Source organism: Streptomyces sp. NPDC048479 (genome assembly GCF_040651435.1).
Classification (GTDB): domain Bacteria; phylum Actinomycetota; class Actinomycetes; order Streptomycetales; family Streptomycetaceae; genus Streptomyces.
Map to the genome: position 1 here is coordinate 274,257 of NZ_JBEZKA010000003.1, position 14,098 is coordinate 288,354.

Annotated in this window: 14 protein-coding genes and 3 pseudogenes; 12 read left to right on the top strand and 5 right to left on the bottom strand. The window is 67.5% G+C overall.

From position 1 onward, the window contains the following. Window positions 1–147: 147 nt before the first annotated feature. The 5 genes and pseudogenes from AB0D12_RS06560 to AB0D12_RS06580 form a co-directional block, all read left to right on the top strand. A pseudogene (locus AB0D12_RS06560) lies at window positions 148–360 on the top strand (SAM-dependent methyltransferase); the annotation flags it as partial. A gap of 434 nt (window positions 361–794) precedes the next feature. Further along, window positions 795–1,268 carry a carboxymuconolactone decarboxylase family protein gene (locus tag AB0D12_RS06565; protein ID WP_362677709.1) on the top strand — a complete coding sequence of 158 codons (474 nt, stop codon included), beginning with the start codon at window positions 795–797 and terminating at the stop codon, window positions 1,266–1,268. Between the two features lie 295 nt (window positions 1,269–1,563). Continuing rightward, window positions 1,564–2,010 (top strand): PaaI family thioesterase, encoded by a 447-nt coding sequence (locus AB0D12_RS06570; protein ID WP_362677711.1) that lies wholly within the window; start codon window positions 1,564–1,566, stop codon window positions 2,008–2,010. A gap of 13 nt (window positions 2,011–2,023) precedes the next feature. Next, window positions 2,024–2,493: pseudogene (locus AB0D12_RS06575) on the top strand (hypothetical protein); the annotation flags it as partial. Between the two features lie 247 nt (window positions 2,494–2,740). Next, window positions 2,741–4,477, top strand: a complete 1,737-nt coding sequence (locus tag AB0D12_RS06580; protein ID WP_362677713.1) for a protein kinase — start codon at window positions 2,741–2,743, stop codon at window positions 4,475–4,477. Window positions 4,478–4,608: 131 nt separating this feature from the next. Here the strand turns inward: AB0D12_RS06580 and AB0D12_RS06585 are convergent, their stop codons facing one another. Next, window positions 4,609–4,878 (bottom strand): isochorismatase family protein, encoded by a 270-nt coding sequence (locus AB0D12_RS06585; protein ID WP_362677715.1) that lies wholly within the window; start codon window positions 4,876–4,878, stop codon window positions 4,609–4,611. Between the two features lie 116 nt (window positions 4,879–4,994). On the opposite strand from AB0D12_RS06585, the pseudogene AB0D12_RS06590 reads away from it, so the two are divergent. Further along, window positions 4,995–5,351 (top strand): annotated as a pseudogene (locus tag AB0D12_RS06590) (ATP-binding cassette domain-containing protein); the annotation flags it as partial. Window positions 5,352–6,268: 917 nt separating this feature from the next. Here the strand turns inward: AB0D12_RS06590 and AB0D12_RS06595 are convergent. From AB0D12_RS06595 to AB0D12_RS06605, 3 genes are read right to left on the bottom strand one after another with little or no spacing between them, the layout of a single operon-like run. Continuing rightward, window positions 6,269–6,745, bottom strand: coding sequence for a hypothetical protein (locus tag AB0D12_RS06595; protein WP_362677717.1), 477 nt, complete (start codon window positions 6,743–6,745; stop codon window positions 6,269–6,271). A 12-nt stretch (window positions 6,746–6,757) separates the two neighbouring features. After that, window positions 6,758–7,141, bottom strand: a complete 384-nt coding sequence (locus tag AB0D12_RS06600) for a hypothetical protein (protein ID WP_362677719.1) — start codon at window positions 7,139–7,141, stop codon at window positions 6,758–6,760. Between the two features lie 52 nt (window positions 7,142–7,193). Then, entirely contained in the window at window positions 7,194–7,340 is a 147-nt protein-coding gene (locus AB0D12_RS06605; RefSeq protein WP_362677721.1) for a hypothetical protein, read from the bottom strand. A 543-nt stretch (window positions 7,341–7,883) separates the two neighbouring features. On the opposite strand from AB0D12_RS06605, the gene AB0D12_RS06610 reads away from it, so the two are divergent. The 4 genes from AB0D12_RS06610 to AB0D12_RS06625 all read left to right on the top strand — a co-directional run bounded on the left by AB0D12_RS06610 (window position 7,884) and on the right by AB0D12_RS06625 (window position 11,002). Next, window positions 7,884–8,399, top strand: coding sequence for a hypothetical protein (locus AB0D12_RS06610; protein ID WP_362677723.1), 516 nt, complete (start codon window positions 7,884–7,886; stop codon window positions 8,397–8,399). Window positions 8,400–8,658: 259 nt separating this feature from the next. Next, window positions 8,659–9,075, top strand: coding sequence for a hypothetical protein (locus AB0D12_RS06615; protein ID WP_362677725.1), 417 nt, complete (start codon window positions 8,659–8,661; stop codon window positions 9,073–9,075). 728 nt (window positions 9,076–9,803) lie between these two features. After that, entirely contained in the window at window positions 9,804–10,406 is a 603-nt protein-coding gene (locus tag AB0D12_RS06620; protein WP_362677727.1) for a YcxB family protein, read from the top strand. 377 nt (window positions 10,407–10,783) lie between these two features. Then, the gene (locus AB0D12_RS06625) at window positions 10,784–11,002 is read left to right on the top strand and encodes a hypothetical protein (RefSeq protein ID WP_354777646.1); all 219 of its coding nucleotides are present in this window, start codon (window positions 10,784–10,786) and stop codon (window positions 11,000–11,002) included. 432 nt (window positions 11,003–11,434) lie between these two features. Here the strand turns inward: AB0D12_RS06625 and AB0D12_RS06630 are convergent, their stop codons facing one another. After that, window positions 11,435–12,529 (bottom strand): DUF1152 domain-containing protein, encoded by a 1,095-nt coding sequence (locus AB0D12_RS06630; protein WP_362677729.1) that lies wholly within the window; start codon window positions 12,527–12,529, stop codon window positions 11,435–11,437. An 81-nt stretch (window positions 12,530–12,610) separates the two neighbouring features. On the opposite strand from AB0D12_RS06630, the gene AB0D12_RS06635 reads away from it, so the two are divergent. Together AB0D12_RS06635 and AB0D12_RS06640 are read left to right on the top strand one after the other, a co-directional pair. Beyond that, window positions 12,611–13,351, top strand: coding sequence for a GntR family transcriptional regulator (locus AB0D12_RS06635; protein WP_362677731.1), 741 nt, complete (start codon window positions 12,611–12,613; stop codon window positions 13,349–13,351). Between the two features lie 287 nt (window positions 13,352–13,638). After that, a complete protein-coding gene (locus tag AB0D12_RS06640) occupies window positions 13,639–14,082 on the top strand; it encodes an ATP-binding protein (protein WP_362677733.1) in 444 nt (147 codons plus the stop codon). Window positions 14,083–14,098 lie beyond the last annotated feature (16 nt).

Below are 14,098 nucleotides of genomic sequence, written 5' to 3' on the forward strand. Positions count from 1 at the left end.
CCCGGAAGCGGCCGGGGTGGTGGTCTCCAGAGGCTGTTCCAGGAGACCGCGGGCCCAGAGCCCGGCGACCGGGCCCGACTGCCCCCTGCCAGAATCGCCACATGGCTGAGCACGACACGGATCACGGCTACCTGCTGGACAACCAGCGTGGACGACGTTCAGGCCGACGCGTACTTCCCGATCACCTCGCCGGCATGTGCCGTCCTTGAGGCAGCGACCGTGCGGCAGATCCGCCGCCGTCTGGTGGCGGAAGGACTCGCCACCGACGAGGAGATCGACCGCCACCTGGCGAACGTCGCCACCGGACGCCTCGACCTGGCCACCGCTCCGATGATCTCCGCGTGGGGACGCCGCCCGTAACCCTCCCCCGAATGCCCGCCTCCTCTGTTCGCCCCTCACGAAGATTCGTCGCCACCAGTACGGCTTCGACCTCCTCAGGGGGAAGGACGGCCGCTGCCTTGCCCGCCAACGGAAATGCTCAGCCCTGCCAACTCAAGCGCTCATTCGCCAACCGAAGCACTCAGGCACATGTGTGTGTCCTGCTGTCCTGTGCCATCAAAGTTTGATCGCTGTCACTGTAGGCTGGTGACCAGCAGGTTCGTGCCACCGAACGTTGAGTGACCGGGGATGTTCGGGGCCAGGGGTGACCTCTCGGCAGTGGACGTGAATGTCGGCGTGGTGGTCCCTGCTGCAGTGCGGGAGGGGAGACGCAGGTCACAGGCGTGCATGTCACATCCTGCCGACCTGTGCCGTCGTAAGTGTGTAAGCACCGACAACGGCAAGAGGAGATCGCCATGAGTGCCCGTTTGGACGCCTTCAGCAGCCCGACCGTAGGCAAGGTCTTCAAGCACATCATTGCGGCAGGCAAGGTGCTCGAGGACTCGACGCTGCCGGCCGCGACGCAGGAGCTGGTCAGGCTCCGCGCCAGTCAGATCAACGGGTGCGGCTTCTGCACCGACATGCACAGCAAGGACGCCGCCGCCGCCGGTGAGACCTCGGTACGTCTCAACCTGGTCGCGGCGTGGCGGGAGGCCACGGTCTTCACCGAGGCCGAGCGGGCCGCGCTGGAGCTGGCGGAGCAGGGCACCCGCATCGCGGATGCGGCCGGTGGGGTCACGGACGAGGCATGGGCGAACGCCGCCAAGCACTACGACGAGGAGCAGTTGGCCGCCCTGGTGTGCGGGATCGCCCTCATCAACGCCTTCAACCGGGCGAACGTCATCATCCAGCAGCCCGCCGGCGACTACCGGCCCGGCCAGTTCGCATAACGGCGACTACCGGCCCGGCCAGTTCGCATAACCGAGTGCCTGGCCGGGACTGCTGGTGCCCCCGCGGCTGCAGCATCACACGCCCCGGGCGCCCCTCGCCGGGGCCCGGGGTGTTGTTCTGGTCCCCGGCTCAGCGAACGTTGACTGGTCTCACCGAAGGTTGACCGGTCGTGCCCCTCTGTTCGCGTGTGGCGCCGTCCGGGTGAGCCGACATGGGTGACCGACAGATGAAAGGGACCGCAGAGGAAAGGATGGACGGAGGACGGCACCAGACGGTCGCGCCCAGGGAGATGTGATGAGCGGACGATCCGGCCTGTTTTGGGATGCAGTGGACGGGCGCTCGCCGTTGCCGCGTGCGGCGGCCACCCTGGGGTTGGAATTCATCGACGCGGACGTCGAGAACGGTACGATTCGTCTGGCGTTCAACGCGACCGAGGACTTCACCAATCCGACGGGCAACGTGCTGGGGGCCTTTCTCGCCGCGATGCTCTACGACACGGTCGGCCCTGCTCTTCTCGCCACACTCCAGCCCGACCAGTTCCAGTCCACCATGGAGCTCAAGGTGTCCTTCCTCCGCCCGGTCCGCCCAGGGCGGCTCTTCGGGAACGGCCGCGTGGTGCATCGGGTGGGTGATATCGCCTACCTGGAAGCTTCGCTGTCCGACTCGGACGACATGGTGATCGCAGTCGCCAGCGCCACGGCTCGCGTCATCCCTCTCAGCGGCGCGGAAACCGCGGCGTGACACCGCTCAACCTGAGACGAAGTCAGAGGCAGGCAGGCGGTACGTCGTTCTGCCGGGGTTTGCACACGGACCTTCGACGTCATGTCGACTGGTCCGCGGAGAAGGAGCCGGACGGACTGCTGTTCGTAACGGACTGCTGTTCGTAGGGGAGAAGGACGCTCCCTTCCGGCGCTCCTCCCGGACGGCTTCTGCTTCTGCGGCCTTCGCCACACCGGGCACACGCTGTCCACACGGTCCGGAGCCACGCTCAAAGACACGATGGTGCGCGCCGGACAGTCGTCGGAGAAGGCAGCGCTGATCTACCAGCACTCAGACTGCGAGCGTCAGAAGGAGGGGGCGGACATACCTGCTGACCTGTGGAAACGACACGAATCGGGGTGTGCTCCAGCCTCGCCTTGTGACCGTGGTTGGCCGGTGAACGCTGCCCTATCTGGTGCGTATCTGGTGCGCTCGCCGTGCAGACGCATCCTGCGTCATTGCTGAGCTAGTGGGGCTTCCCCCGGGCCCGTCGTCTGCGCTTTTCCCTTGGACGGCGGAAGTTGGCACCCGGCTCTGACATCTGACGCCAGCCGAGACGCACGGCCAGGGACCGCCGTGCCCGCCATGGGCGACAACCCTGATGGGCAGCCACCTACTTGTGCACGGCCGCCGCCTTCCCCTCACGCCCCTGCCTCTACCCTTGAGGACTTCGGATTGATGGTTCACGAACAACCACGGAACGGAGCGTGCGGTGACGGCGGGGGAAGCGCATGGCGGAGAGCTGACGGGCAAGGTACTCGGGGGGCGTTACCGGGTGACCTCCGTGATCGGGCGCGGCGGTATGGGAGTGGTCGCCCGGGCGGTGGACGAACTCCTGAACCGAGAGGTCGCCGTCAAGGTCCTGCGGGCTTTCACCGACACCTCCGCAGCCGAACTGGCCGACGTGCGGACCCGGATGCAGCGGGAGGCGCAGGCCGCCGCCCGTATCCGGCACAGCGGCGTGGTCACTGTGCACGACGTGACCGAGGAGCAGGGCCTCCCGGTCATCGTCATGGAACTCGTCGACGGGCCCTCGCTCGACGACGTGCTGATGGAGCGCGGCACTCTGGAGCCGCACGAGGCTGCGGCGATCGGCGCCAAGCTGATGGACGCGCTCGACGCCGCGCACCGGGCCGGCGTACTCCACCGGGACGTCAAGCCGGGAAACGTGCTGATCGAGCACGGCGGCAGGGTCGTGCTCACCGATTTCGGCATCGCCAGCATGGAAGCCTCCGGCGACGACGCCATGGCCAAGCTGACCCAGAGCGGTCAACTCGTCGGTTCCCTCGACTATTTGCCGCCGGAGCGCGCGCAGGGCAGGGAGCCCGGTCCCGCGTCGGACATCTGGTCGCTCGGCATGATGCTCTACGCAGCCGTGGAGGGCACTTCGCCGTTCCGTCGCACGTCCGCGTGGTCCACCCTTTCGGCGATCGTCACCGAGCCCCTGCCGGAGCCCCGCCGGGCGGGACCGCTCACGCCGGTGCTCCAGGCGCTGATGGCGAAGGAGCCGGGGAACCGGCCCACCGCGGAACAGGCGCGCGGCATGCTGGAGCGCGTCGCCTCGGGCGGGACGGTGCACCTCCCATCCGCCGCTCCGACGCCGACACCCGCTCCCGCTCCCGCTCCCGCTCCCGCTCCCACGGTGGGTCCCGGGGCGGCGGCCGCCGCCGCACCTGCCCCCGGGTTCGGTCCCCCGCTGTTCCCCCAGCCTGAGCCTCCGCACGCCGGCTACGCGCAGCCCGACCTGCCGCCGCACGGCGCGCCGGTCGCGGGCCCCGCCGGAGTCCCCGCTCCCGAGACGAGCCGGACGGCAGCCCGTCGCGCACAGCGCCGCAGCAACCGCACCGTCGTCGCGGCAGCGGCCGCCGTCGTGCTCCTCGCCGCAGGCGGCGGAATCACCTACGCCCTGACTGCCCAACAGGGCGGCACGACCACGGGCGGCGCGCAGGTCAGCTCCCCGGCGGGCAGCCACCGGCCGACTGGGGGCAGCACCCCGTCGTCCGCCGGTTCTCCCGGAACGTCCTCGAAGCCGTCGACCTCGGAGGAGCCGGACGGTCACGAGGACGAGGAGCTGGGCCCCACGAAGAAGCCCGGCGTCGAAGGCGACAAGCCGACCGAGAGCCCGTCGGCCTCCCCAAAGACCAAGCCCAGCCCGACGGTGAAGGAGCCCACCCCGGTGTCGACGGCCTGCACCGGCTGGGGCCACGAGAACCGCAGCGACGGCTACGGCTACCTGGCCGAGACGTCCCACCTCTACACCGGGCCGTACGCGGAATGCCAGAACGTGACCGTGGTCAAGACCGGTGTGAAGCTCTACTACCACTGCTACATCACCAACGCCTACGGCAACAAGTGGATCTACGCCCGTATCGATGGGACGAACACCGAAGGCTGGGCTCACAGCACCAAACTCACCAAGGAGAGCGGCACCCTGCCCCGCTGCTACTGAGCTACGCCGCGTGATGTCGCGGGCTGGCGGCGCGCGCTGAATTGCGGGGACGGGCATACATCGCGCAGCAGCACACGAAGATCACTAGCGGCCCAACAGGAGCCCTGTCAGGCCGTGGTATGCAGTGGTGGCTACCTTGCCGGTTCGGCCGCAGGCTGCTGGGCCAGACCGTGCAGGGCCGCGATGACCTCGCGTCCCGTCGGGGTGGTGAAGTCGCGTACCAGGTCGGTGGCGAAGCTGGCGACGCTGGTGATCCGACCTCCGGCCGTTTCGATCTGGTGGAAGGCGGCCTGTTCGGTGCGCGGCGAGAGTCCACCGCAGGCGTCGAGGAGCACGGAGACCTCAAAGCCTGCGGCGATGGCGTCAAGTGCCGTGTGCAGTACGACGGTCTCGCTGGTCACGCCGCAGAGGGCGAGGTTCTTCCGGGGCTGGGCGGTGATGCCTGGCGGGTGGCCGCATCGTCCCAGGCGCACGGTCCGCTGCGGACGAAGACGGGAGCTGCGGGGATGGATGCCTCCGCGGGGCGCGGCTGTCGGGCGGCCAGCGATAGCGACTGGCCATCGCCCGCGCCCTCATCCGCGACCCCCGCGTGCTGGTCCTGAGCGAGGCCACCTCGGCGCTCGACACCCACTCCGAGGCGCTGATCCAGCAGGCGCTGACCCGGCTCGTCGCCGGGCGGACGGTCCTCATCGTCGCGCACCGGCTGTCGACCGTCAGGAACGCGGACCGGATCGTCGTCCTGGACCACGGCAGGATCATGGAGGAGGGCACACACTCCGAGCTGCTCGATCGCGGCGGGCCCTACGCGGGTTTGTACCGGGCCCAGTTCCCCCACTCCCGCAGCGAGGAGCGGCACGGCTCGTCGCGGCGCTGAGGTGAACGGCCCCGAGCGCGCAGCCAGTCCCGGGGGCGGCCCGGCTGCTGCTGGGCGGGCACGCGAGATGCCGCCTGACGTGGGCTTCGACCGTCAGGCGCCTCGATCTCGCCGCGCTTTCACCCGAGGACGCCGTCCCGGCAGGGTAGAACCCTGCCGGGACGGGCGCGTCGGGCGTCGGACCGCTCAGCGGTAGCGGGCCGCCCGACGGCGCCGGGAGGGCTCCGTCACGTCGGGTACCACCCCGGCACCCGCGCCCGGAGTTTCGTCCCAGGCCCGGATCTTGGCCGCGACCCGCTCCAGACGTGCGTCGCCCGGACGCACGGTGAGGTAGAACAGGCCCTCGTAGGGGCGGCGGTCGTCGGGTGTCGGCGATGATGTCGCGGATGATCAGCTGCTGTCCTGTGGTGAAGCCGCCCCGCACGCCGGGCGGGTAGAAGTCCGGCCGGATCACGACAGCGGTGCCGGACGCCTGGTTCGACTCCGGGAGCCGGCTGTCGCGGACCGCCGAGGGTGCCACCCAGCCCTCGACCGGGTTCGGTTCGCCGTGCAGGCCGAGGGCGTCGACCTCGTAGTGGAAGCGCCGGATCACATGGACCAGGACCGTTTCGGTGTCTCCCATGCGCACGGAGACGTTCAGGCCGGTGCCCGGCACGTCACGAGTCACGATGTCACCGCCGTCGTCGACTGCCTTCTGCATCTCCCACCGGTTGGCGGACGGCCGGCCGGTGAGAAGGCGGCGGCGCCGCGCTTCGACGCGGCGCAGCGCCTCCTTCAGTTCGTCGTTCCTGAGGGGCTGCGGCGCGGCGACGGCCGGGGTGGCGAGGAAACTGGTGGAGGCGAGGCTCGCGGCGGCGGTGACACCGGCCGCAGCGGTGAGGGCGTGTCTGCGGGTCATGTCGGTGGGGCTCAACAGGTCAGCCTTTCTTCCGTGTTGTCGTGCCCTGCTTGTGGTGGAGAAGGGCGGAGGTGAGGGCGCAGGCGAGCGTGAGCAGCAGCAGGACGGCGACGGTCGGATTGATGTAGTCGGGGATGATGACGGAGTAGTCGCGGCCGTCCGACGCCTCGCACACGAGCCGCAGCGGGATGAAGTCGCCTCTGCGGCCGACCAGGGTTGGTGTTCCCTCGGGGCGCTGCCGCTCGCACTCCTCGGCCTGTTCCTGGTCCTCGAGGAAGAGGACGTGGAGACACCCCCACAGGTAGAGGGCGAGCGCTACGGCGGCCGTCGCCAGGGACACGTCCCGCCATACGGCGAACTGGGTGTACTGCTCGCGGGCTTGTCGTGTGAACCGTGAGCACAGGTACGCGGTGAGGCCCAGCACGGTCGCCGCACCGGCGACCAGGATGGAGAGCAGCGCTGCGAAGTCGTGCCCTTGCCAAGGGTCGGATGTCATGATCATGACCTGTCAGGAATCGCGAATGAGGCGGTTGTACTTCTCGAAGATCGCGTACAGCGGCATGCGGAGCGTCGCGTCACTGAACGCGGGCTCCAACGGGCCCTGGTAGCGGCGCAACACCTCGTAGATCTCTGTGTCGGTGTAGTCGAGGCCCGGGCGGCGTATCGGAGTCTCTTCCCCGTCACCGCTCTTGCCGTCGGCGGACCAGATATGGACGTGCGCCACGGTACGGACGTTGAACGCGTTGTCATTGAGGAGCCGTATCCACATCTTGTACCTGTCGGCGTCCGGGCTGGGGCGGTCGTCGGCGGGGTCGAGGACCGTTCCGTCGACGAGACCGGTGCGTATGGAGTTGTTCCACGGTACGGGCCGGTCCGGCTTTCGCCCTGGCACGCGGTGCACGGTCGCTTCCCGGTGTACGAGGGCCCTTCGAGGGCGATGATCTTCACAGCGACTCCGTCCGGTAGAAGCGTTCCGCGTAGGTGTCGGTGCCGGCCAGGAGATCGGCAGCGGTGGTCCACGTGTGCCGGATCGGGTGGTGCATCTTCCGGGCCGGGCGCATCCGCATCACTAAGGGTGCAACCGCGATCACTGCGCGTGGATGTATCCACCACGACAAAGGGTGGTTGCGTCCATTTCCGACCTCAACGTGCAGAAGGTATCCGGCGAGCCCAGGAAGTGGACGTCGAGCTTTGTTCGTCGTCGCGCGCTGAGCCAGAGGGGAATTAAGTGTCAAATCCCCATATGGAGCGCCGGCTTGGCTAGCGAGATCGTCGAAACGTGGCGGGGGTGGTGGCAGGAAGCCCCTTGGTGGGCATGTGATGCAGGACATGTCCCGTTGCTTCGTGTGGCTCCAGGTGACACTCAGCGGTCTAAATGCCGCATATGGCTCGCATATGGCTAGAGCGCCGGTGCGCTACGTAGCTCTCCGTAGCTGCAATTGCTACTAGGGAGCCGATGGCCGGTCTAGACCCCTTGGGGACGGCGCGAGCGCCTCCTAGGCTCTCGTCTGGTCGTGAGAGGGCGCACGCCGCGGACTGGGGGTCTGGGAAGTCCGGGCAACCTTCAACGGCCTCTTGCCAATCCGGTCAAGATTATTCATTTGCACTTGGTGCATCCATGAGGGGGGAACTACATGCTGGCCATTGCCAGATCCACCACTCGCTTAGCGGTTGCCGCAACCACGCTCGCTGCCCTGGCTGTCGCTGCGCCTCAGGCGTATGCCGCTGAGGATCCCGCTGGCACCGACGTGAAGATGTCCGTCGAGGCGTCCAAGGAGACTCGCGAGTTCGCCGCGGCCAACCCGGGGGAAGTCGCGGCTGCAGCGAACGCGTGCGGCTCGGGATACACATTGAACAAGGCCATACCCCTGCCGGTGGGTACGGACCCCAGCCAGCGCCTTGCAACTGTGTTTACCTACAACAGTCGGGCAGGCGGGTGCCTCATCTTCGACAACAACACGGGCAGAGCCCAGAGTATGACGGCGAAGGTTTGCGACGGGTATCCGGGCACCAAGTGCGACACCGACAGTGGCACCTTCAGCGAGTACGCCGGCCCCGTCTACACCAAGTACCCCGTGTGCGCCACCGTCACCGCAAAGTTGTCGAACTTCATCAACTACACCTCCCAATATGCCTTCTCGTGCAACTAGGCGGCGGCCCGCGCCGCGCCGTCGGACTGTCGCCTGGGGCGGAGCCCTGGTGCTGACAGCGGCAATAGCAGCTGGAACAGTCGTTGCTCTCACTGGAGGGGACGGGGGCAGCGACAGAACGGCCGACGGCCCGCCCGGTTCATTTGCGCCCAGTGGGCCCCCGTCTGTCGGTCGATCGACAGAGCCAGCGGCAGGGGCGGAGTCGCCTTCGAAGTCTGTCGAGGCGACGCCTGCGCCCACGCCGTCGTCATCTCAGTCTGTGGCGCAGGATCGCATCAGCGCCGCGATCAATGAGCGGCGGGCTGCGGCTGCCAGCGGCGACCCCATCACCCGCAGCACACCGACAGGCACGGCTCAAGGCAGTGAGGAGTTCGGACAGCCAGCCCTTGTGAGTGGCGATGTCACGGTCTTCAAGCCCCGTCGTGACGGGGGATCGTTGACGGTGCCGCTGAGCATCACCAACAGCGGCAAGAAGCGTGCCTTCTACCAAGTCGAGGTACGCATTACCGGGCCGGGCGGATTCGACGCGACGGTACGACTGGACACCGGCGCGGTCGCCCTCTACCCCGGCACGTCGTGGCCCACTGAGCTCACCGTGAAGGACCCCGGCAAGCCCCTGCCGGACAACCCGGTCGTGTCGATCGTCAAGAACTCCAAGCGAGAGCTGCAGAGCTGACCAGCAGCAGACGGCCCCCGCAAGTTCCTGCGGGGGCCGTCTGCGCTGATCCACTGCCCGGCTACGACCGCGAACTTCTCAAGGCGAACCCGGCCGGGACGCCGAGGCGGAGCCGTCAAAAGCCCTCGACGAGGGACGCAGGGCAGAAGCTGCGTCTCGCCATCCGAGACGATCGCCGACTCCGGCTCGTACGTGGTGCGTCAGCAGCCCTCCGGCCAGGCATTTCGGTGAATTGGGGCACGCGGAGGTTACGGCGACCCTTGAAGGGTCTAGACAACAAGCAAGACCCGGTCTATGACCTGGGCCTTCGTAGTGGAGCGGGTGACGGGAATCGAACCCGCGCTCTGAGCTTGAGAATCACGAGGGGTGGGGTGGCATGTGTGCTGCCTGAGCTGCAGCATTGCGTGCTCCTGCCGGAGTGTTCGGCCGGACGTCGGCCCCGTCGCTGACCGTCGTTTGCCGACCGATCTGGCACTGGTCTGGCACGGCCGTTTGCGTCCGGGCGGTTGCGAGGTCACCCCTGGCACATTGGGCGACCGACCCGCGCAACCCGGCTGGCATCCGCGTGGGAGACGTGTACTAGGACCAGGAGGTAGGGCGTTCCCGGCGGCCCCCGAAGTGTCTGGCCTGCAGGTCTCACCGAGACTTGCAATCTGGCTGCGGTGGGATGAGTAGCCGTTGATCGCCTACCAGTACGATCCCTTGTCCATCAGCTCTGGGGAGGACGTATGACCGCCGACGTATCCGTGCAGTTCACGTACACGGTGACACTGCGGGAGATATCCGACGGGTTGAAACTTCAGATGCGGCACAGTCCGGTTGGCCGGTGGGGTTATCGCGTCCTGTGGGTCGTGGGCATCTTCCTCGGCCTGGTGATCGCGATCAACGTTGCGGCCAAGGGCATCGACTCCCCTGCCCTGGGGGTATTGCGGTTCACTGTGACCGTCATCGTCATCATGATCGCGTGCCGCTGGCTGATGGCTCTGGGCTTGCTCGGATATGCCAGGCACCTGGGCGAACATCGCGTCACGGTCGACCAATCAGGGATCGGCACTGTGTCCGAGCGCCATACGAACCACACAGGCTGGGAGTTCTACGGGCGCTGCGTCGAGGGTCGCCGGGTCTTCGTGCTACTCACCCCAGATGTATGGGGCGCCGGAGTGCTGATACTGCCCAAGCGCGGCTTGAGCGCGCCGCAGGACACGGAACGCATGCGGGAGTTGCTCGCCGCCGCGCTGATCGACCAGCACTCAGTCCGGGCCGCGCGGAAGAAGGGTTCTGCCCAGCCGGAAGAGGGTTCAAGTGGTGCGGAAGTGGTGCGCGGCGCCTGAATCGGTCTGGACAACACAAAGGCCCGGGTTGGGGTCCCTGACCTGGGCCTTATCTATTGGAGCGGGTGACGGGAATCGAACCCGCGCTCTGAGCTTGGGAATCACCGGGCCGTCACGGAGGGGGTTGACGCTGACCAGCGCAAACGGCCTCTGGTGATTAATCGCGAGGCGTCGCGCTTGACTGCTCTTGACCGCTGGGATCCGCTCTTTCTGGCACGGATGTGGCACGGGCTTCCATCCGCTCTGACGGGTCGCGTCACCGACCCCGCACCCGACAGCAATGTCAACCGAACGGCCCAACATGACGTGTCGCCCACATGGATGAACAATTGGCTGAGTAGTGTCCCAACCGAGGCAATCTGTGAAAGGCGAACCAAATGCGCATTCGACGAATCCTCGCCGCAGTCTTCGCCACGGCAGCCCTCGCCGGACTCGGCCTCACAGGCGCCGCCACCGCCACCGCCACCGCCGGCAGCGTCACCCCGGCCAGCGTCACCCCGGGTGAGTGCACGGACGGCGGCGGAACGATCGATCGGTCGACGCCCGTGCTCCCGACCTGCAGAGGCGGTATGTACGACGGGCAGACGGTCGACTAAACCCCACTAGGGCCCGTTGTGAAAGTGGATCGGCGCCCCGCAGCCACGCGTTGCGGGGCGCTCCCTCGCGAGCGTTCCCCCTCGGCTGACGGCTCAACGTACCTGGGAGGCGTGACGATCGCACACGGGCCCGATGAGGTCGGCGGGAGCGGCTTTGGGCTGGAGCTGCCATGGGGCGAGAGATCGGGGCCCGTACGCTGGTCGCGAATCGGGCAGTCTCTGGACCTGCCCGCAATAGCCCGATGTGGGCCCCGATCTTCGAGGCTCGCCCCATGGTGGCTGCCTAGAGCCGTGGAGCCGACCGGCCCCAGCCACAGCGGGCTACCGTCCACCGCATCTGGTGTGCTTGCTCTAGTCGCGCGGCCGGCGTTGGAGCCGGAGCCGCGCGGCGAGCGGAGCGAGCCGCCTTGAACCCGTAGAGAAAGTTGTTACTCAGCCCTTGGGTGGGATGTGCCAGAGTGGGGCTTGGTACTGCTCCGGGCGGCTGTTGAGCAGGAGAGCTCTGAGGTCCTGGCGCTGCTTGCCGTTGAGTTCGAGTGCTTCGGTGAGGCGGCGGAACGTTGTGTGGGTGACTCCGCGGGCGCGGGCCTCTGCTTCGAACTGGTCGAGTTGGCGGAGAGTGGTCTCGGGGTCGAGCTTCTGCTCCGGCTGGGTGCCGAACCAACTGGCCTTGTTGCGTTCGTAGTCGATTTCGGAGTAGCCGCAGATTTCGCGGCTGTGTTGCTCGACCTCGTCGAGTGTTTCCGTGGCAAGGATGGCGCGCGCGAGCTCGTTGCGGGTGAGAGCGTCGTCCAGTTCGGCTTCGTGGATGGTGGGGCCCTCGTCGGTGAGGGGGACCGGGAGGCCGGCATCGCGGACTTCACACAGGCCGCGGACTCCTCGGGCTGTCGCGGCGAGCATGGCCGTTGCCTCCGAGGGGTGCCATTCCAGGACCGAGCTGACCGGCTCCACGTGCTCAGCCGTCAGGGTCAGAAGAATGGGGCCCGTGCGGTCGCGTAGGTCCTCGGCTGGGATCTCGCCGTCCAGGCCGGGGCCTGCGACCAGGAGGCGTACGGGGGCGTTGACTTGGCAGCAAGCCGCGAGCGTGAGGGCGTCCGCGAGTGGGCTACGCAACGTCGGCTCGTCGCCGCGGGCGAGGATGTCGCCTCCCACGTCCAGCAGGTCGATCGACTCCGGCTCCAGGTGCTGGATGAGTTCTTCGAGCTGACGCGTGATGCCCTCGGCACCGTGGTGCGGATCGATCAGGGCGAAGGTCTGCGGGAGCTCCGCGGCGAGCCGCGGGAGGGTCGAGCCTGCGGGAGCTACCGGACGAGCCTCGCCGGGTACCACCTGGACGCTTCTAGTCAGAGGTCGCAGGCCGGTGAAGCTCGCGGGACCTCGGGGGCCCGGGACCGGGTCGACCAGGAGGCGATCCCACGCGTACGTGAAGACAACCGCTGGGCCCTCGTCGCCGTACAGGGCGGCGTCGAGCATTGAGGCGGCGACTGCGTCGCCCCCTCCACCTGCTGCCACGATCAAGCGCGTCACCCGCGTCAGCGTACGGGCTAGGTGCCTGGCCACTCACCCTATAGTGGCCAGAGGTAATAGCCACTTAGGGAAGGGGCTCGGATGCCGCAGATCGAAGAGACCCAGCCCAAGTACCTGCAGATCGCGCATCACATCCGCGATCAGATCTTGCGCGGTGACTTGCGGCCGGGGGATGAGGTTCCGTCGGAGAGGCAGCTGGCGGCCGACTGGAACGTGTCGCGGCCGACCGCTGCGCGCTCGCTGGAAGCCCTGAGTCATCAGGGCCTGGTCGAGAAGCGGCAGGGATCGGGGACGTACGTCCGCGGTCTGCAAGTAAACCGGCGTGCACGTGAGTTGTACGGCCGTGCCCGGCAGACGGGCAAGATCTATACGCCGGGCGAGTACGCGGTCATCACTTCGGCGGGCTGGCTGGGTGCCCCCGACTACGTCGCCGAGGCGCTGAACCTGGCACCCGGCAGCCGTGCCGTGCATCGCCGGCGGGTGACCAACAACGAGTCCGGACCGATCACGCTCTCTACCTCGTGGTTCGCCGCCATGGTCGGCGAGCGGGCGCCCAAGCTCCTGGAGCCGGACCGGATTCGGGAGGGCACGTTGATGTACGTCGAGAGTATGACGGGACGTCAAGGTAGCTACGCCGAGGACCGGATGTGCGCCCGAGTGGCCACCGAGGAAGAGGCGGCCGACCTCAAGTTGCCTCCCGACTCGCCTGTGTTGATCGTGCATCACATCGTCTTTGACATGCAGGATCGTCCTCTGGAGTTCGACGAAGCGACGTACCCGCCTGGGCGTTGGGCCTTCGAGCAGGGCTACCCGATCACGTAGAAACCTGTGGCGCTGTCTCCGAACCACTTGCGCGCCCCAAGTGGCCAATGCCACTATCCAGTAAGTGGCTAAGGCCACTTACTGGAAGGGAGTGCGGACGTGATCAAAGACGGCGCAGGGTTAGCGCGCAACGCGCATGCGCCATGCGTGGGTTGCCGGGGCCAAGGCTGGAAGCGCGTAGGTTCCCGCTCCGCCCTGGCAGCCTCCGCGGCTGACGGTCGCGCTCGCACTACGTCCAAGCGGCGCTGTCTCGACTGCGACGGCACCGGTAGGGAGCAGCGAAGCGCATGACTGATGCCGATGACCGGCGCGACGAAACGGGCTCCGGCCCGGTCTCGATCGGTCGCATGACCCTCTACCCGGAACCCGAATCGGTCGCCCGAGCTCGGCGATGGTTTCGGAAGTTCTTGGATCCGTACGACCTGTCGTGCTCGCTCGACGATTGCGTCTTGATGATCTCCGAACTCGTCACCAACGCGATCCTGTACGGGGAAGCGGAGGACGAGTGGCGGGTGCGCGTCGAGTGGTGGCGCGTGAATGAGGCCTTGCGGGTCGACGTCCACAATCCCGGATTCCCCGCGCACGTCAGGATGCGGCAGCCGACCGCATACGAGGCGCACGGGCGCGGACTCTGCCTGGTCAATGAGCTGTCGGACTCATGGAGCGCCGGGCCCAGTCCCTTCGGTGGCACTCTGGTGTCGTTCCAGGTCGACGGGGCATGGAAGCGCTGAGCCGCGACCGGATTCC

What these genes read in the sequence shown, in the direction of transcription:
- AB0D12_RS06565 (WP_362677709.1), top strand. Translation starts at nt 795, where the DNA reads ATGAGTGCCCGTTTGGACGCCTTCAGCAGCCCGACCGTAGGCAAGGTC.
- AB0D12_RS06570 (WP_362677711.1), top strand. Translation starts at nt 1,564, where the DNA reads ATGAGCGGACGATCCGGCCTGTTTTGGGATGCAGTGGACGGGCGCTCG.
- AB0D12_RS06595 (WP_362677717.1), bottom strand. Translation starts at nt 6,745, where the DNA reads ATGACATCCGACCCTTGGCAAGGGCACGACTTCGCAGCGCTGCTCTCC.
- AB0D12_RS06610 (WP_362677723.1), top strand. Translation starts at nt 7,884, where the DNA reads ATGCTGGCCATTGCCAGATCCACCACTCGCTTAGCGGTTGCCGCAACC.
- AB0D12_RS06620 (WP_362677727.1), top strand. Translation starts at nt 9,804, where the DNA reads ATGACCGCCGACGTATCCGTGCAGTTCACGTACACGGTGACACTGCGG.
- AB0D12_RS06625 (WP_354777646.1), top strand. Translation starts at nt 10,784, where the DNA reads ATGCGCATTCGACGAATCCTCGCCGCAGTCTTCGCCACGGCAGCCCTC.
- AB0D12_RS06635 (WP_362677731.1), top strand. Translation starts at nt 12,611, where the DNA reads ATGCCGCAGATCGAAGAGACCCAGCCCAAGTACCTGCAGATCGCGCAT.
- AB0D12_RS06640 (WP_362677733.1), top strand. Translation starts at nt 13,639, where the DNA reads ATGACTGATGCCGATGACCGGCGCGACGAAACGGGCTCCGGCCCGGTC.